Annotated in this window: 15 protein-coding genes; 7 read left to right on the top strand and 8 right to left on the bottom strand. The window is 45.8% G+C overall.

Features of this window, described 5'->3' with window-relative positions:
• Positions 1-44: 44 nt before the first annotated feature.
• Positions 45-725 carry a Uma2 family endonuclease gene (locus tag H6F98_RS13175; protein ID WP_192219145.1) on the top strand — a complete coding sequence of 227 codons (681 nt, stop codon included), beginning with the start codon at positions 45-47 and terminating at the stop codon, positions 723-725.
• Between the two features lie 108 nt (positions 726-833).
• Here the strand turns inward: H6F98_RS13175 and H6F98_RS13180 are convergent, their stop codons facing one another.
• From H6F98_RS13180 to H6F98_RS13195, 4 genes are all read right to left on the bottom strand, one after another.
• Entirely contained in the window at positions 834-1796 is a 963-nt protein-coding gene (locus tag H6F98_RS13180; protein WP_199348448.1) for a DMT family transporter, read from the bottom strand.
• A 78-nt stretch (positions 1797-1874) separates the two neighbouring features.
• Positions 1875-2720, bottom strand: a complete 846-nt coding sequence (locus tag H6F98_RS13185; RefSeq protein WP_192219146.1) for an AraC family transcriptional regulator — start codon at positions 2718-2720, stop codon at positions 1875-1877.
• A gap of 114 nt (positions 2721-2834) precedes the next feature.
• Positions 2835-3503: a nitroreductase family protein gene (locus H6F98_RS13190; RefSeq protein WP_192219147.1), complete on the bottom strand. Its 669-nt coding sequence runs from the start codon at positions 3501-3503 to the stop codon at positions 2835-2837.
• 167 nt (positions 3504-3670) lie between these two features.
• Positions 3671-4654 carry a GntR family transcriptional regulator gene (locus H6F98_RS13195; protein ID WP_192219148.1) on the bottom strand — a complete coding sequence of 328 codons (984 nt, stop codon included), beginning with the start codon at positions 4652-4654 and terminating at the stop codon, positions 3671-3673.
• Between the two features lie 739 nt (positions 4655-5393).
• Between H6F98_RS13195 and H6F98_RS13200 the strand changes: the two genes are divergently transcribed.
• From H6F98_RS13200 to H6F98_RS13215, 4 genes are all read left to right on the top strand, one after another.
• Positions 5394-6143, top strand: a complete 750-nt coding sequence (locus H6F98_RS13200; RefSeq protein ID WP_192219149.1) for a dienelactone hydrolase family protein — start codon at positions 5394-5396, stop codon at positions 6141-6143.
• Between the two features lie 89 nt (positions 6144-6232).
• Positions 6233-7138 carry a S1 RNA-binding domain-containing protein gene (locus H6F98_RS13205; protein WP_192219150.1) on the top strand — a complete coding sequence of 302 codons (906 nt, stop codon included), beginning with the start codon at positions 6233-6235 and terminating at the stop codon, positions 7136-7138.
• Positions 7139-7378: 240 nt separating this feature from the next.
• Positions 7379-8086 carry an ROK family protein gene (locus tag H6F98_RS13210; RefSeq protein WP_192219151.1) on the top strand — a complete coding sequence of 236 codons (708 nt, stop codon included), beginning with the start codon at positions 7379-7381 and terminating at the stop codon, positions 8084-8086.
• Between the two features lie 146 nt (positions 8087-8232).
• On the top strand, positions 8233-9225 hold the full coding sequence (locus H6F98_RS13215; protein ID WP_192219152.1) for a Gfo/Idh/MocA family oxidoreductase: 993 nt from the start codon (positions 8233-8235) through the stop codon (positions 9223-9225).
• Between the two features lie 128 nt (positions 9226-9353).
• Here the strand turns inward: H6F98_RS13215 and prmA are convergent, their stop codons facing one another.
• Both prmA and serA read right to left on the bottom strand, forming a co-directional pair.
• Positions 9354-10244: a 50S ribosomal protein L11 methyltransferase gene (prmA, locus tag H6F98_RS13220; RefSeq protein ID WP_192219153.1), complete on the bottom strand. Its 891-nt coding sequence runs from the start codon at positions 10242-10244 to the stop codon at positions 9354-9356.
• A 125-nt stretch (positions 10245-10369) separates the two neighbouring features.
• A complete protein-coding gene (serA, locus tag H6F98_RS13225; protein ID WP_192219154.1) occupies positions 10370-11953 on the bottom strand; it encodes a phosphoglycerate dehydrogenase in 1584 nt (527 codons plus the stop codon).
• A 330-nt stretch (positions 11954-12283) separates the two neighbouring features.
• On the opposite strand from serA, the gene H6F98_RS13230 reads away from it, so the two are divergent.
• Together H6F98_RS13230 and H6F98_RS13235 are read left to right on the top strand one after the other, a co-directional pair.
• Positions 12284-12799: a hypothetical protein gene (locus H6F98_RS13230; protein WP_192219155.1), complete on the top strand. Its 516-nt coding sequence runs from the start codon at positions 12284-12286 to the stop codon at positions 12797-12799.
• A gap of 138 nt (positions 12800-12937) precedes the next feature.
• Positions 12938-13717, top strand: a complete 780-nt coding sequence (locus tag H6F98_RS13235) for a photosystem II S4 domain protein (protein ID WP_192219156.1) — start codon at positions 12938-12940, stop codon at positions 13715-13717.
• 853 nt (positions 13718-14570) lie between these two features.
• On the opposite strand, the gene H6F98_RS13240 is transcribed toward H6F98_RS13235, so the two are convergent.
• Complete coding sequence (locus tag H6F98_RS13240; protein WP_192219157.1) at positions 14571-15725, bottom strand: RNA-guided endonuclease TnpB family protein; 1155 nt, start codon at positions 15723-15725, stop codon at positions 14571-14573.
• Positions 15726-15891: 166 nt separating this feature from the next.
• A complete protein-coding gene (locus H6F98_RS13245; protein WP_192219158.1) occupies positions 15892-17376 on the bottom strand; it encodes a pitrilysin family protein in 1485 nt (494 codons plus the stop codon).
• Positions 17377-17397 lie beyond the last annotated feature (21 nt).

Consider the following 17397-nt stretch of genomic DNA (forward strand, 5'->3'; position numbering starts at 1 on the left):
GCGATCGCTATAATTTCTCTACAACCCTAATCAGCGTCAGTGCCATGACTGCCTCAATCCCTACAGTCATTGAGACAAACCCCACAAAGACTTTACATATATGGAAACCTGCTACCTGGGAAGAGTACTTAACCTACCGTGATGATCCAACGACAGAGAGGGTAAGGCTGTTTTTTCATCAGGGATATCTTTTAGTTATTGACATGGGTGGAGAAGGAATTAATCACGCTACTATTAGCGATCTATTTACTATGTTGTTTTTTATCTGGTTCAACCAGAAACCAGAACAGATATTTAGTTCGCTAGGGCGTTGCTTGATAGAAAAACCTAATACAAAAGCAGGTGCGCCCGATCTAGTGCTTTATTTAGGTGAAGATTACCCCCGCTGGAAAACAGGAGAATCACGTCGCATTGATTTAAATCAATGGCGAGTTCCTAACTTAGTTGGCGAAATTGCAGACACTACTTTGGCAACTGATTTAGACGAGAAAAAACAACTCTATGCTGATTTTGGAATTCCTGAGTATTGGGTAGTTGATGTTCGGGGGCAACGGGTAATTGCGTTTCAGTTGCAGCAAAATTGTAAGTATAAGGAATGTACTCAATCATTAACGCTCGAAGGATTACCTATTTCCTTACTAGAGCAAACTTTAGCACTTCTAAATGAGGGTACAAATGGCAGTGCCGCGACTTGGTTTGCTCAACAAATTGCTAATTTGGAATAGGCGCGACAACTTTTAAGATTACCTAACAACCATTGCTTATTTTTTAACAGTGCAGCCACATTTATCAAGTCTTTTTAACAGTAGGTTCGTCCTGTTACAAAGATTGACTTATTTACGATTGGTTAGTGAAACACCCACAACTACGAGTACTCCGCCAAGAATCAAAGCAGGAGTAAGCGGTTCGTTCAGTAAAACAATTGCAAGGAGTACTGCAACCACAGGTACAAGATTGATAAAAATGGAGGCTTTTGTCGCCCCGATCGCATTTAGTCCTTCGTAGTACCAGCAAAACGCTGCCACTGTTCCCAAAACGGCAAGATACAAAATCCCTAACCAAACTGTAAAAGAAAAGGTTTGCCAGTTTTGTAGGAGTCCTTCTCGAATAGCAGGGATTAGAAATAGTGGCGTTCCTACTAGGCAAGCATAGGTTGTTGCCGCCAAGGGAGACAGCGTTTTTATAACCTGCTTTCCAACTAGCGTGTAAATCACCCAAGTCCCAACACAGCCAAGCAAGAACAAATCTCCCGCCGTAACTCCCTGTGCCAGAATTGCAAGAGGATTTCCCTGACTAATTACAATTGCCGCGCCTAAAAGCGCTGCACCAATTCCAGTCAACCGAATCGGAGTAAGCCGCTCGTTAAACAGGAGGGCAGCACACAGAGCAATCACGGTTGGGTTAATCGTGACAATTAGAGAAGCTCGGCTTGCCGGAACAGTCTGCAATCCCAAGAAAAAGAAGGCATTGTAGGCAAAGATGCCACTCAAGCCCAGCATGACAATCGGCAATAGATGATGTTGCCGCAACCGTGGCAGTCCTCCTTCAAGTTTGAACGAGAGGAGGAGTAGGAGCAATGTAGCGATCGCATAACGACAGAAAGCCACTGAGAATGGCCCTACCGTTTGAACAACTGCTCGTCCTGCAATAAATGTCCCACCCCAAATGACTGTCATTCCCGTCAACTTGAGGTAGATCAGTGTCAAAGGTTGACTAGCTGTAGAACCGCTTTTCGTTGACGCAACGACATGATCTGTCCCCTGCTGCTTGCTGCGTTCGTTCGATGGTTTGACCATCAGGCACCTCTGGTAAGAACTGTCTCTACCTTTGCAGACAACACAGGTAGCGATCTTGTACATTCTTGAGGTGGATTACTAAGCGGCGGATCTAACCAGTTGTCCCGGTGTGATGCCAAAAATTTGCTTAAACCGTCGAGTTAAATGACTTTGGTCAACAAAACCTGTTGCGTAAGCTGCCTGAGCGATCGCTTCTCCAGCTAAAATTAATGCTTTGGCATGAGACACCCGCACCTGATTGAGATAAACATGAGGGGGTAGCCCAACGGCTTTGCGGAAAACCTGGGAGAGATAGAAGGGATTGAGTTGAGCAATATCAGCTAAGGTTTGCAGGGAGATATTTTCTGCATAGTGAGCATCAATATAGTCTCGCACCTGAACAATTGCTTTGTGTTCCTGCCCAAGCTGTTGCCCAACTGGGGGATGTTCTGCATAGCGCAACAGTAGGTGAGACAAAACGGCTAAGAATTCAGATTCACACTCTAGTCTTCCAGAACAACTCAGGGTGTGATGCAAACGCCGCAGCCGTTGGGCAAGCTGTTCATCATAGATGATCGGCTGAGGAAACCAGCAACCCTGCCAAGGCTTGTCAGTAATATCGCGAGCAAGTTTAAAAATCACGTCTGGATCGACGTAAAGTGCCCGATAAGCCCAGCCGCAATCGCTCACTACATGTCCGGTGTGGGGTTCCGCAGGATTCAGCAATCCAACACATCCCGCTGATGAATTCCTCAGACTGCCCCGGTACCAAAAATCTCCCTTTCCTTGATCAATCACGCTAATGACAAAAGCATCATGAGCATGACGGGTGAAGGATTGCGTGACATAATGGGCGTGCAAAATATCTATCCCTTGCAGATAGGGGACTTGCCATAATCGGGCGCGATCGCGTTGCTTGTTAGTTTTCGAGAAAGTCCTCTGCATACTAACTAGGGTAGAGTCTGGTTATTCTCTACCCTAGCTGTTTTGATAGAGATGCGATCGCCCTTCCAACACCGCCTGAATACAAGTACCTTTGCAAGAAGTCTCTTGATGTTCCTATAGCTCGAAATACTCACCGTAACTTTCAGCAAAGAAAACCTGGTCAATCTCAAAGCGCCCACCATATGCCTTGAATGGCTCAGCCGCATAACCTAGTGGTAGCAGACAACAGACATCGACTTCCTCTGGAATCTGAAAGGCTTCTTTCACTTGAGCGCTAACAAACCCTTCCATTGGGCAACTATCGACACCAAAGCTCTTTGCCACAATCATGATATGAGCAACAGCTAGCATCGTGTGGCGGTTTGTCCAAGCTTCAACGTTTTCAAAGGAGGAATGGTATTCAAACAAAGCAGGGATTTGCTCACGCATCACATTCGCAAACTGCTCGTTTACTCCACCTACCTCCATACCTAATTGGATAACTGATTCGATGTAGTCTGAGTCTCCCACTCGTCTGTCACCGCAGCAAATTAAGACTACTGGTGCTTCGCTAACTTGCCGCTGATTAAAGGCACAAGCTTTGAGTTTCTCCTTATTCTCTTGCTCCCTCACAACCACAAAGCGCCAAGGCTGTAGATTATAACCAGATGGTGAGCGAACACCTAACCGCAAGATTTCTCGTAAAATCGGGTCGGGAATGGGGTCACTGCGAAAAGCTCTGGCAGCACGACGCTGCTCAATACTTTCTTTTAATCCCAGTGTTGAAGGCATTTCAGTTGTCATCGTCTTTCCTCTTCACTAGTAGTGAAAATAAACTTAGCATGGTGCAATTGACAGTTAACGGTCAACTGGAAACTGGGGATTGGAGATTAGCGATCGGGACAAATTAAATAGGCCTTGTCCCTCACTTGTTCTGCAAGAAGCTACTGTTGTGCTGAGCAGAAGTGACGTTAACCTAAACCTAGTTCGCGCTTGAGCAAGTTAATCGACTTACTGCCGATGTAATTCTCACAAAGGATGAGTTCTGGGGGACGAATAATGTCCTCTCTGGCTGCTAAGATTGCGGCTTTGACTGTTTGATAACTTGCTTGGTCGCTAATAATGGTCTGAGCGCTGCGAACCAGAGCGTTGAGTTTGTAGGCATCTTTAACCTGCGCCGTCATCAGGAGGATGTCATCGCCCCGCAGACTGTGGATGATCACTTCCACAATCCGTAGAATACCGACGCTCAGACTCACGACACCCAGACAGCTATTATTGGGTAGGCGTTGAATAATTTGGATTTCTTTAGCGTAGTCGTAGATATCTACGGGGATAACGCGAACCGATTTGGGAGCTGCGATCGCTTCGGCTTGTCCAATAAAGTAGCGGCTAGTTACCACCGTACCAGAGTTGGTTAAATCCAGTGCTTCGGAGAGTTCCTCCATCGGTACCAACTGCACAGGAATTCCTAATGCTTGTTCAAGTTCCTGCACCATCAATTCACCTGCACCCAAATCTCGCGACTCAACGGTAACAAGTACCCGCGCACTACAGCGCAATCGCCAGTCAATTTCCGCTAGAAACAATTCTCTTGCTTCGCTGAGGGAGCAACCTTGTCCTAATAGGTCATCAAGGCTCTGTTGCACAACTTTATAGGCTTCAGGATATTGATTCAGGATAGGAGACTGGCGTTGTGTACCACCCTCATGACCTTGTGCTTTAACATAAATGCCTGAGCCTGCTTGGGATTCTACTAAACCTGTTTCTTCTAGTTGCCGATAGACCTTGCTAATCGTATTGCGGTGTAGACCTGTAATCATTGCCAACTGCCGCGTACTTGGCAGTCGATGACCAGGGGGATATTGGCGGGAGGCGATCGCAAACTGAATTTGGTCAAATAGCTGCTTAGAAGCCGGGATTTCGCTGTCTGGCTGAATATGATACTGAACCATTACCGAGTCTCCAAAGCGAACTGGTAAATCAATAAGAGTGGTAGTTCTATCATGGGCACTATTTACAACAACTATTTTGTCTAATGTCGCGCTTATTCTTACTCAGCACTAGGTTTCTGTAGGATTGGCTAGCTACAAACCCAACCTATGTGACAAAGCATCATAGCTGAAGTTAAGAACAAGGGGCGAGGGTAAGTAAGAGCTGTAAATAAACGTAGGTAGGAATGAGTCACTGGTTGGTAGTGGGTCAAACGGACAAGCCTCCAGTGAGGTTTATCTATATCCACTTACTTCAATATTAAACTTTTTCAGCTTACTTCAGCAGTGGCTACTCTATGCTATTAACTTACTATTCTCAAATTCAAAACCTTGATAAGCAAGTTAATTTAAATTGAATTAATAGTTTGCACAGATTTTGTCCAAAGACTAGTAAAATCTAATAAATTACTAGCTTATTGTATAATTTATTCCATGCAGATATACTTAATAAACCCAATGTTTACACAATTTAAATAATTGAGTAATTCATTTAATGATTGTGCAATAAAACTGCTGAAAACCGCTATTGATTAATGGCATACACTTGAAAAATAAATTCAATTCTAAAGTTTTAGAAACAGAGGGTAGCTTAGAGTTAAAATTAGACTTAAGTTCCTGTAGCGCTTAGCAAGCCAATAACTCGATAGAGGCTAGCCGCTCTAACATCAACAGAGCGTCGAGTAACCATCACATCCTTATTATGGCGAATAGAGAAATTCAAACAGATTCAGTCAAAATTACCAATGGCAATCTAGAAATTCCAGCGTACCTGGCAATGCCAGTGGGGGTAGAATCAGCTCCAGGAATTGTGGTACTGCAGGAAATTTTTGGGGTAAATAGCCATATCCGTGATGTCACCGAACGATTCGCAAAAGAAGGTTATGTTGCGATCGCACCCGCACTTTTCCATCGGCAAGCTCCTGGATTTGAAACTGGCTACACCCCCGAAGACATTCAAGTTGGGAAGGAATATAAAGCTCAAACCAAAGCAGAAGAACTATTGGGTGACATCAAAGCCAGCATTGATTATCTCATCAGCCAGACACCAGCAAAAGCAGATGTAATCGGCTGTATTGGCTTTTGTTTTGGCGGTCATGTTGCCTATCTTGCCGCGACCCTACCCGATATTGCTGCTGTAGCTTCTTTCTATGGTGCTGGGATTACAATGATGACTCCGGGTGGTGGTGAGCCTACTATTACACGAACCAAAGACATTAAGGGAGGCAAGACACTCTATGCCTTCTTTGGAATGGATGATGCTAGTATCCCGGCTGAACAGGTAGACCAAATCGAAGACGCACTCAACGAACACCAAGTACTTCACCGTATTTTTCGCTATGAAGGAGCAGACCACGGCTTCTTCTGTGATCAACGAGCTAGCTACAATAAGGCAGCCGCCTTTGATGCCTGGGATCAAGTGAAGCATCTGTTTAGGCAGGAACTTCGTTAAGGTCGGTGTCTTGTATCTTTGCCTCACGCTTGCTGACCTAAGCAGGTAATTATTAACCCTTTTTCTCTTCTTTTTGCAAAGTAATTGTCATGAATTCAAAATCAACCCGTTCTCAAGCCAGCAGTTCATCGTTTACGATGGATGACTTTGCTAAAGCCTTGGAACAACACGACTACGAGTTTAAACAAGGACAAGTGGTGCGTGGTCGGGTACACAACTACGAGAATGATGGTGCGTATATTGACATTGGCGGCAAGTCTTTAGCGTATGTGCCAATCAATGAAGTTTCAGTAAAACTGACAGGAGATTGGGCTGAGATACTGCCGTTGCGGGAGGAGATGGATTTCCTGATCATTCAGGAACAGGATGCGGATGGACAGGTAACGCTTTCACGGCGTCAGTTGGAAGAGAAGCTGGTGTGGGATGAGTTAGCACAGCTACAGGAGGATGGTAAATCACTACAGGTGACCGTTTCTGCGGTGAATAAAGGTGGTGTCACAGTGGATGTGCGTGGATTGCGTGGATTCATTCCGCGATCGCATTTGAGTGAGCGAGAAAACTTAGAATCGTTAATTGGTCAAACCCTCACCGCAACGTTTCTGGAAGTGGATCGCGATCGCAAAAAGCTAGTGCTTTCTCAGCGCGAAGCCACTCGCTCTGCTAATTTCAATCAGCTAGAGTTAGGGCAACTGGTAGAAGGCAAGATTGTTTCAATTAAGCCTTTCGGTGCCTTTATTGATTTTGAAGGCATCACAGGCTTACTACACATTAAGCAAGTCAGTCAAAGCTTTATTGAATCCCTCCCGGCTGTATTCCAAATTGGTCAGCCTATAAAAGCGTTAATTATTGACTTGGATGAAGCAAAAGGTCGCATTTCTCTGTCCACCAGAGTTCTTGAAAACTATCCAGGCGAAGTCCTCGAAAAGATGGCTGAAGTGATGGATAGTGCTGAGGCGCGTTCTGAAAAAGCTAAGCAAAAATTAATGCAGCAATGAAGCTTTTAGCGGTCAGCTTTCAGCTATCAGCCAGAGAAAAAGTTACCTACAAGCCACAACTTGGGCGAGGATAAAGTAGAAGCCTTTGTCAGGTTTGATGTTTTATCTGAAGACAGGGCAGGCTTTCTTAAAAAGCTGAAAGCTGAAAGCTGAAAGCTGAAAGCTGAAAGCTGACCGCTCCCTAAAGCCCCCTACACTGGAAGGAAAAGCAGATCTCAGCCCTAAAGAGGGACTATCCAAATGGCTCAAGCAGATAGCTCAATCCGCACTCTTACTGTGGATATTGGCGGCAGTGGCGTTAAGGCAATGGTTTTAGATGAAGCTGGCAATGCCTTGACAGAACGTCGCCGCGTAGAAACACCGCAACCCCCTAAGCCAGATGCGGTGATTGATGCGATCGCAAATCTAGCAGCAGGACAAGGGGAGTTTCATCGGGTGTCGGTGGGCTTCCCTGGTGTAGTGCGTGGTGGTGTCACAGAAACAGCCGTGAACTTAGATCCAGATTGGGTTGGGTTTGACTTGGCAACGGCGTTATCTCAGCGTTTAGATAAGCCAGTTCGTGTGATTAATGATGCCGATATGCAAGGATTGGGAGCCATTTCTGGGAAAGGGGTGGAATTGGTAATTACTCTAGGTACAGGCTTTGGCTCTGCTCTATTCTTAGATGGAAAGCTGGTGCCAAATTTGGAAATGGGGCATCATGAGTTTCGTAAAGAAGAAACCTATGAGCAGCAGCTAGGGCGTGCGGCGTTGGAGAAGGGGGGGCAAAAAAAATGGAACAGTCGCTTAGAAAAAGCGATCGCCTCGCTTGAGCATCTATTTAACTACGACTACCTCTACATTGGTGGTGGTGAAACTAAGAAAATCACTATCGAGCTACCACCCAATGTCAAAATTGTCCCTAATATATCTGGCTTATTGGGCGGTATTGCTTTGTGGCGGCACTAGAAAGAGTAGGGGAATTTGACCCAAAGCTGACCGCTGAAAGCTGACTGCTGATTGCCATAACTTTGATTCCTGATAAAGCTAACTTGCCCTGAATAGTCTAATGATGAAATGGTAGTAAATGACCTCCAAATTCTTGGGTACTACTAGTGACGCAGATTAATACTCCTTCTCTTCCTATTAGAGCTGGTCTTGTTGGAACTGGGTTTGCCGCGAAGCTACGGGCGGAAGCCTTGCAGAGCGATTCGAGATCGCATTTAGTGGCGGTTAGTGGTCATACACCTGAAAAAACTCAAGAGTTTGCGAGGAACCACGAAGCCATAGCTTTAGATTCCTGGCAGCAGTTGGTAGAGCATCCTGATTTAGACTTGGTGATAATTTGTACCATTAATCGTGACCATGGTGCGATCGCACAAGCTGCCCTTGAGGCTGGGAAGCACGTTGTTGTCGAATATCCTCTTTCCCTCGATCCCGTAGAAGCTGAGTCGCTGATTGCTCTTGCCGAAGCTCAAGGAAAGCTACTTCATGTTGAGCATATTGAATTATTAGGCGGCTTACATCAAGCACTTCGGCAAGCCTTACCAGAGATTGGTAATCCATTTTATGCCCGTTACATCACTATCATGCCTCAGCATCCTGCACCAAGGCGCTGGACTTATCACCCAGAACAATTTGGCTTTCCCTTAAGTGGTGCCCTTTCCCGAATTCAACGATTTACTGACTTGTTCGGCAATGTCACAACAGTGAGTTGTCAGTCTCGGTTTTGGGAGGCTTCTGATTATTACAAGGCTTGTCTGTGTACCGCTCAACTGCGCTTTACCAATAATCTCATTGCAGAAGTCACTTATGGGAAAGGGGAAGTATTCTGGCAAGGTTTACGCAATTTTGAGGTACATGGTGAGCAAGGAACGCTGGTTTTTGAGGGTGATCAAGGTAGTCTGATTCGGGGAGAAGAACGGATACCCATTGAAGTCGGTGGGCGACGTGGCTTGTTTGGGAAGGACACAGGCATGGTGTTGGATTACTTAGTTGAAGGAACACCTCTGTATGTGTCAGCAGCAGCTAGTTTATATGCCCTAAAAGTGGCAGACGCAGCACGTCAATCAGTAGAGGGGAAACAGGCGATCGCTTTTTATCCTTAAACTCCCTGTCCCCTCTAAGACCAATTCAAGAATCTTTGTGGCAGGGGAAGTTGGGAGGAATTTATAGCAGTCATTGAAAGATTGCCTAACAACCAAAAACCAACGACCAAAAACCAACAACCAACAATTCAAGACCGCCTAATATTAAAGCAACACCAATCTTGACGCCTCCAAAGCGTTGCGACAATCCAGTTGTGTTGTTCTAGGGTATCGGCAATTGGTTTTGCTTGATCTAACAAAATACCGCTCATGACTCCCCAACACTCAGGCGCAGCGATTTCAGTGATCGCTGGGATTAAATCAATAATCACCTCTGCCAAAATATTGCAGAGAATCCCATTAACAGGTTTACCATCAGTAAGCTGCGGCAATAGCTCAACACTCCCCTTTCCTACCACAAGATGCTCTTCAGTAATTTGATTCAAGTCGCGGTTACTGTGGGCTGCCTGCACAGCTAAGGGGTCAATATCTACCGCATAAACCTTCTTCGCCCCCAATAACACAGCTCCAATTGAGAGAATGCCAGAACCACAACCAATATCCGCGATCACAGAGTTGCTATCCTCAGTGACGCGCATTTCCAACGCCTCCAAGCACAACTGAGTGGTTGCATGGGTACCTGTTCCAAATGCCGCACCAGGGTCAAGGCGTAACAGCAATCGTTCTGAGGATTCTGGGATTGGCAACCAAGCTGGGTAAATTAATAAGCGATCACCTATTTCTTGCGGTTCCCAGTGTTGCTTCCAACTACTTGCCCAATCTTCTTCATCAATCAGGTGCCACTGCGTTACTGGCACTGGCAGTCCTACCGTTAGGGCATCTTGACGCAACCACAGAGAAAGCGCTGCCAAATCCAACAACTGTGCCTGCATCTGGGGCAAATATGCACCGATGAGTTGCAAATGCCCTTTCGTTTCACTTGATGTGCCGCGACAGCCAAACATTTCCAATCGCCAGAAGATTAAATCCTCCAACGCTGGGTCGCAGAGAATCTGAATTTCCCACCAGCTGTTTGCCATATTTGTTGTTAGTTATTAGTTATTAGTTATTAGTTGTTAGAAATTAGCTATTATCCCTTAGCTATAGAACGACAGGTAACTCTGCTAATCTTGCTTCTAACAACTAACCACCAACAACCAAATAACTACAAAGTTACCGTGTAAGCATCTCGAATTCCCGGAACCTTCGTAATCTCTGACAAAATTCCTTCCGGTAACGGGTCATCAATACTCAATACCATTACAGCGTCACCCCGGACAATCTTGCGACCAACCTGCATACTAGCGATATTGACATTAAAACTGCCCAACAGAGAGCCGATTTTACCAATAATCCCTGGCATATCACGGTGCAAGGTAAACAGCATATAGCGACTGGGAGGAACATTCACCGGGAACTCATCAACACTTGTGATGTGGATTTCACCATCACCCAACAGTGCCCCCGTTACCGAATGTTCGCCTAGGGAACCGATCGCAGATAAATGTAATGACCCACCGGAGTAGTCCCGAATCGAGGCATCCCGCGTTTCAATGACTCGAATTCCCCGTTCTTTCGCTTCAATGCTGGCATTCACATAGTTGACGCGCTCTCGCAGTGCCTGAGACAGCAAGCCTTTGAGCGCAGCAACTACTAACGGTTGGCTATTATTTGTTGCGAGTTCCCCCTGGAGGTGAACATTCAACATCTCAATTCGTCCACCCGATAGCTGTCCCACCAAGTTACCCAAGGTTTCAGCCAACTGCATGTAGGGTCGGAGTTCTTCGAGAACATTTGGCGAGAGTCCTGGAATATTGACCGCTGAACGTGCGGGTAAGCCCAAAAGGACATCACGAATTTGCTCAGCGACATCAATTGCCACATTCACTTGCGCTTCTGCGGTTGAGGCACCTAAGTGGGGAGTGAGAACCATTTCTTTCCCAAGCGATCGCAACGGAGAATCTTCCAGTGGTTCTGACTCAAACACATCCAATGCTGCGCCCGCAATCTTACCTGCTTCCAACGCCTCAAACAGGGCTTGCTCATCAATAATACCGCCTCTGGCACAGTTGATGATTCGAGCCGTGGGCTTCATCTTCGCCAGTGCCTCGGCATCAATCAGATGAGTGGTTTCTGGGGTCTTCGGCATATGCAGCGTGATGTAGTCAGATTGCTGCAAAAGCATATCCATATCAACGAGGAGACAGCCTATCTGATCTGCCCGTTCCAGAGAAATGAACGGGTCATACGCCAGCAACCTCATTCCCATCGCTCGTGCCACTGTTGCAACATGGGAGCCAATTTTCCCTAACCCAACGACACCCAATGTTTTCTTATAAACTTCTGTTCCGATAAAGCTTTTGCGATCCCATTGGTTGTTTTTGACGGACTGATTAGCGTCAGGGATATGGCGAGATAGGGACAGCATCATTGCCAGTGCGTGTTCAGCAGCGGCAATTGTATTCCCTTCAGGAGAATTAACAACAACAATTCCCTGACGGGTAGCCGCTGGCACATCGACGTTATCAACACCAACACCAGCGCGTCCAATAATTTTTAGTTGTTTACCAGCCTCAATGATTTCTTTGGTAACTCGTGTACCAGAGCGAATCATCAAGGCATCATAGTCCGGAATAATCGCAATTAGCTCCTCAGGCGGTAGATTGGTTTTGATGTCAACCTGAGCAACTTGAGAAAGAATATCAATTCCGGCTTGATCAATTGTGTCGGAGACGAGAACCTTAGACATTACCAGCAGAGGGGTTGAAAGGGGTTACACACATCACGCCCTGTCCTTCAATGAGCGAATCATATCCAATCCAAGAGCGCTACAGGTAATACGACAAGCGATCGCGGTTAAATGCAGTAGGCGTTTTTTGATACACCTATACTTTTACCTCACTATCAAGGTAGTACCGCAGGAGGCTATTTTAACTGCAAAGGAGGTGCTAAACCGCTGATTATCTAAAAGTTTTTAAGTTTCATGGGAATTGGGGAATTGGGGGTTGGGCACTATGAGACGAAAGCTGTTACCGTACTCTTTGGAAGCCGGATTCCGATTTAATCGTTAGATAGAGCAATGAACTATTTAATCGCCGTATTGCAAAACCGTATAGAAGCAGAAGAAGCTTACTCAGCCTTGGAGAAAGAAGGCTTACCGTTGGATAAAATCTCCATTCTGGGTAGAGGGTACAAAAGTGCTGATGAATTTGGTTTGATTGACCCCGGTTTAGAAGCGCAAAAGCAAAGCCGTCTACTTGCTTACTGGCTAATTCCCTTTGGATTTGTAGCTGGTTATGCCTTTAACCTCCAAACAGGGATAGAAGTGTTTGAATGGGCAGGTAGCATCGGTAACCACATCATTGGTGGCGTATTTGGTGCGATCGCAGCAGCAATGGGCAGCTTTTTTGTCGGTGGCGGTGTTGGCTTAGTATTTGGTGGCGGTGATGCCTTACCTTACCGCAATCGGCTTAATGAAGGTAAATATTTAATTGTCGTCAAAGGTTCTGAGAGTTTGACTAGGCAAGCTACCCGAATCCTACGCCAATTCGAGCCTGAGACTATTCAAGGCTATGTTGACCCAGCCAGTATCTAACTCGTACATAACAACAGTCTCTTTCTCCCAATCCTGAATCCCCAGTCCCCAATCCCCAATCACTAATGCACAAGCCCTCATCCCCGATCGCTTATGCCTAGGTAGAATCAAGAAAGTATTTTACAAAAGCGATTACGAATGCTGCCGAGAGAAGATTTACTCAAAGGAGTCGAAAATCGAGATACTGTTGCCCGTGTCATCGACCAAGCTGATCAGGCAATCAAGACGTGGGAAGTTGTCTTGAGTGATTTTCTCTCGCCGCCAGTAATAGCCGAAATCCAACAGCAGTTTGGACGTTTGACGGAAGTACAACTGCTGGCTTGGGGAGGCTATCCCCAAGCCGAACGACAACGTGTAGCGATCGCTCGTTCAGAACTCCCGCTTGAGCAATCTCAGGTAGAAGTCGTGGCTTTAGATATTGCAGGTAACTTTCTTTTTGACCCGCCAACCCATCGAGATTTCCTAGGGGCAATGCTAGGTTGTGGTATTGTTCGAGAAAAAACTGGCGACATCATTGTCTTAGGAGAACGAGGGGCACAGGTAATTGTCGTTCCCGAAATGGCAGAGTTTTTGGAGACGCAACTCAATCAAGTTCGCTCTGTACCCGTGAAAACTCGACGCATTGACTTGAGTGAACTGAAGATTCGAGAACCGAAGAAAAAAGAGATGACAACGGTAGAGGCATCGCTGCGCCTAGATGCGATCGCCTCGGCTGGCTTTGGAGTCTCCCGCAGCAAAATGGCTGATTTGATTACGGCGGGTGATGTCCGAGTCAATTGGAAAGATGTTAGCCAAGCCAGTTACCTCATCAAAACAGGAGACTTGATTGCGATTCGCGGTAAAGGACGCTTGGAAGTTGGGGAAGTCGCTGTAACCAAGAAAGAACGTTACCGCGTGCAATTGACAAGATTTATCTAAAACCTTTAGTACTGACCTAAAGCCAAGTAGTGGTTCACTAAAAGAACCGAAATTGTGGTTATTCTCTAGTAAATCCTTCTTTCGGAGGATGTGCTATGTCCCAAAACCTACTCGACAAGGATTTATCCGTGCTAGTATGTAGCAGACTCATATACCAGACTTTGTGGTGCAAATACACAACTATTTTGGACTGACTGTGAATTAGATATGTGTCAGGAGGCAATCACTTTGTCAAGGCGTAGACTCAGTATTTACATATTGCAATATTAATGATTAATGTGGCAACAACTTTACTAACTTTTGCCAGGATTGATACCCAAATCCCAAGCCTGTAACTATACAGACTGCATAGTTTTGCAGTGAAGCCTTCTTCCCTTCCGTGAAACTACAGACATTGCCAAAAAACTATTTTACTATTCCGTAATTCTCACCAAGAAAATCTACGAGATAGTGTGGCAAGTTTAACTAAGCACCCAAATTGGTCAGCTAACGCAAAGTACCAAGCTTTCTCAAACTGGTTCTCTTCTCTATCACTTTCCTTCTATGGCTCCAAAACTCGTCAAAGTTCGGTTTCCTATCTGGGAATTTCTCAACCAGCCTATCTTTAGCTCTACAAATAAACTAATACTCAATCCTAGGCTTTTTGCCTATCTATACAGAATTCAACTTCTAGAACGCTGTTTGGATAAAAAGTATGACAAAGTATGATTTTCTATGTTATCACGGAAACTAATCCCAAGTTGTGTTCTGCCGTACCAGAGCAATGACAGCAGGTTGACACTCCTCAGCCTGAAGGCACGAGGATTCTTGGTTCAATCAGTCGGCTTGAAGAGTTGATGTCACCACCAGCTCTTTAGAGGTCGGTCTGTCCCCAAGCGTTAATTTCGGTGTGCCCCACCGTATTTAAGTTGACACCTGCTTGCCTTAAGGCTTTAGCTAAGATGTTCAGCGCTGCATTATGGTCACGAGCCAACACTGCCCCGCACTCACAAACATGAGTCCTGACAGATAAAGCCTTATGAACTAGGGTGCCGCAGGTTGAACAGTCTTGAGAAGTGTACTGGGGAGCGACAGCAACAACTGTCTTCCCATACACTTTCCCTAGGTACTGCAACCATTGGGCAAACTGCGACCAAGCCGCATCACTGATACTTTTGGCAAGCTTGTGATTTTTCACCATATTCCTCACCTGCAAGTCTTCATAGGCAATAAAATCGCTAGATTTCACCACGCACAAAGCTGTCTTTACAGCAAAGTCTTTACGCTGCCTACTGACTTTTAGGTGTTTTCTCCCCAATCGGTTAATCGCCTTTTTGCGATTAGCTGAACCCAACTTCATTCTAGAAACTCTACGCTGTGCCCGTTTCAACGCCTTCTCGCTGTTGCGGAGATGGCGAGGATTAGGAACGGTTGCACCCGTTGAATCGGTATAGAAGTGGTTGAGTCCAACATCTATTCCAAGGGCTTTCCCCGTAGGAGTGAGTGCTTCGGTCCTCTCGACGGCAATGCAGAACTGGGTGTAGTAGCCATCGGCACGACGAATCACCCGCACTCGCTTAATCTCACTCGGAGCATAGAAGTGTAGGTCACGAGAACCCACTAACTTAAACGTTCCTGCCGCAAAACCATCAGTGAAAGTCAAACTTCTTTTATCAGAAGAAAGCTTCCACCCTGAAGTCTTGTACTCCACAGAGCGAGAGAACTTCTTGAACTGCGGATACCCTTTCTTTCCAGGTTTATTTGATTTGCAATTAGCGAAGAAACGTTGGATAGCAAAAATGGCACGTTCAGCCGAAGCTTGTCGTGCCATTGAGTTAAGTTTACCTGCCCATTCAAACTCTTTCGCTAGTACAGCGCATTGCTTGTAGAGGTCAGACAACTTAACGCTGGAGTTATCCATCCAGTGCCTCAAAGCCTTGTTGCGGATAAACTGAGCGGTGCGAATCATCTCGTCGATGACCCGATACTGCTGCTGTTTACCTTTTAACTTAAACTCTAGGGTTATCATAGGAATACTATATCACTTTTATAGCTGTAGATTGCTATAAAGTTAAGAAAAGTCCCCCTGGAAGGGGGAGGCTTTAGACCCACTATTCTTGGTAAAGGAAAAGGCGAAGGGTGGGCATTGCCCACCCTTCGCTATAGTAGAACTCTTTAGGTGCTAAGCAAGCTTATTAACTGCTTTTTGGCTCTGGAATCGTAATATCTAATGAAGTCACGTCGGCAGAGAGACTCGTAAGCGGTGGCTGAATGGCTGCTGCATTTCCTACGACCAGAGTCACAATTTTGTCGGGTTGTAAGTATTTTTGTGCGACACGTTGGACATCTTCAACAGTCGTTGATTGAACACCTTTTTGGTACTGGAACAGAAAATCCTCTGGGTACCCGTAATATTCGTAACGCATTAACCGCGATAACGTTTGAGCAGGGTCTTGAAAGTTGAACACAAATGAGTTGACTACCTGATCTTTGGCATAGGCAAGTTCAGCTTGTGTCACAGGTGTTGTCCGAAGTTCCTCAATTTCTGCGAGAACCGCTTTAATTAAAGGGACTGTACCATCTGAGCGAGTTTGTCCACCAGCGATGAACGTACCTGGAAAATCAAAGCTAGGATTCCAATATCCGTACACAGAATAGGCAAGCCCTTGGCGCGATCGCACTTCGTTAAATAAACGTCCGCCAAATCCATTCATTATCTGATTTAAGACATCCAACGCCGGATAGTCAGGGCTGTTGAACTGTCCTCCCAAATGTCCCATCTGGACATAACTTTGGGTAAGTTGGGGCTGATTCACCAGAAAGACACCTGTTTGCTTTGCCTGAGATACCTCTGGCATAGTCGGTTGTGATCGCTTTGAGGCAGATTTCCAATTGCCAAATTGCTCCTGAATGCGCGATCGCATTTTTGCAGAATCAAAATCCCCGATGATTCCCAGAATCATATTTTCAGGATGAAAATATTGCCCGTAGAACGCCACTACATCGTCACGAGTAATATTATCAAGAGTCTGATACTCAACAGTACGGGCGTAAGGACTATTGTCACCGTAGATCAGTTTCTGAAATTCTCGACCCGCAATATCATTGGGGTCATCATTCCGACGCGCAATTTGCCCTGCTTGTTGGCGTTTGGCTAACTCCAGCTTATCGGGGGCAAAGACGGGTTCTTGAATCACCTCAGCAAACAAATCAAAAACCATATCTAAGTCTTCTGTTAGGGCGCTGAAACTAGCACTACCCGATGCTGTACCAATGCCAGTTTCCACAGAAGCCGCACGTTGTTCTAAAAGCGCATTCAGTTCATCGCCAGAGTGCTGCTTTGTACCACCAGTACGCATCACTTCGCCAACCATCGTTGCCAAGCCAATCTTATCGACTGGTTCAAGGCGATCGCCTGTACGAATCAAGACAGTGCCGCCAACTAGGGGCAGTTCATGATCTTCCATCAGATACACAACCATCCCATTGTCCAGCTTATAGCGCGTGTACTCTGGGATCTGAATTTCTGGTACAGGAGCAAACTCTAACTCCGTGTAGTGCCGTGGTGTCGCTGCCACTGCTGGTACACGCGACACAACCACCAGTAGCATTGTCAGCAGCAGTAGCCCCAGCCAGCGTAGGAATTTTGGTTTTTTGATTTTGGATTTTGGATTGTTCATTGCTAATTTTTCGTTGCTAAT

The sequence above is a fragment of the Microcoleus sp. FACHB-SPT15 genome (assembly GCF_014849525.1).
GTDB classification, from domain to species: Bacteria; Cyanobacteriota; Cyanobacteriia; order Cyanobacteriales; family Coleofasciculaceae; genus Symplocastrum; species Symplocastrum torsivum.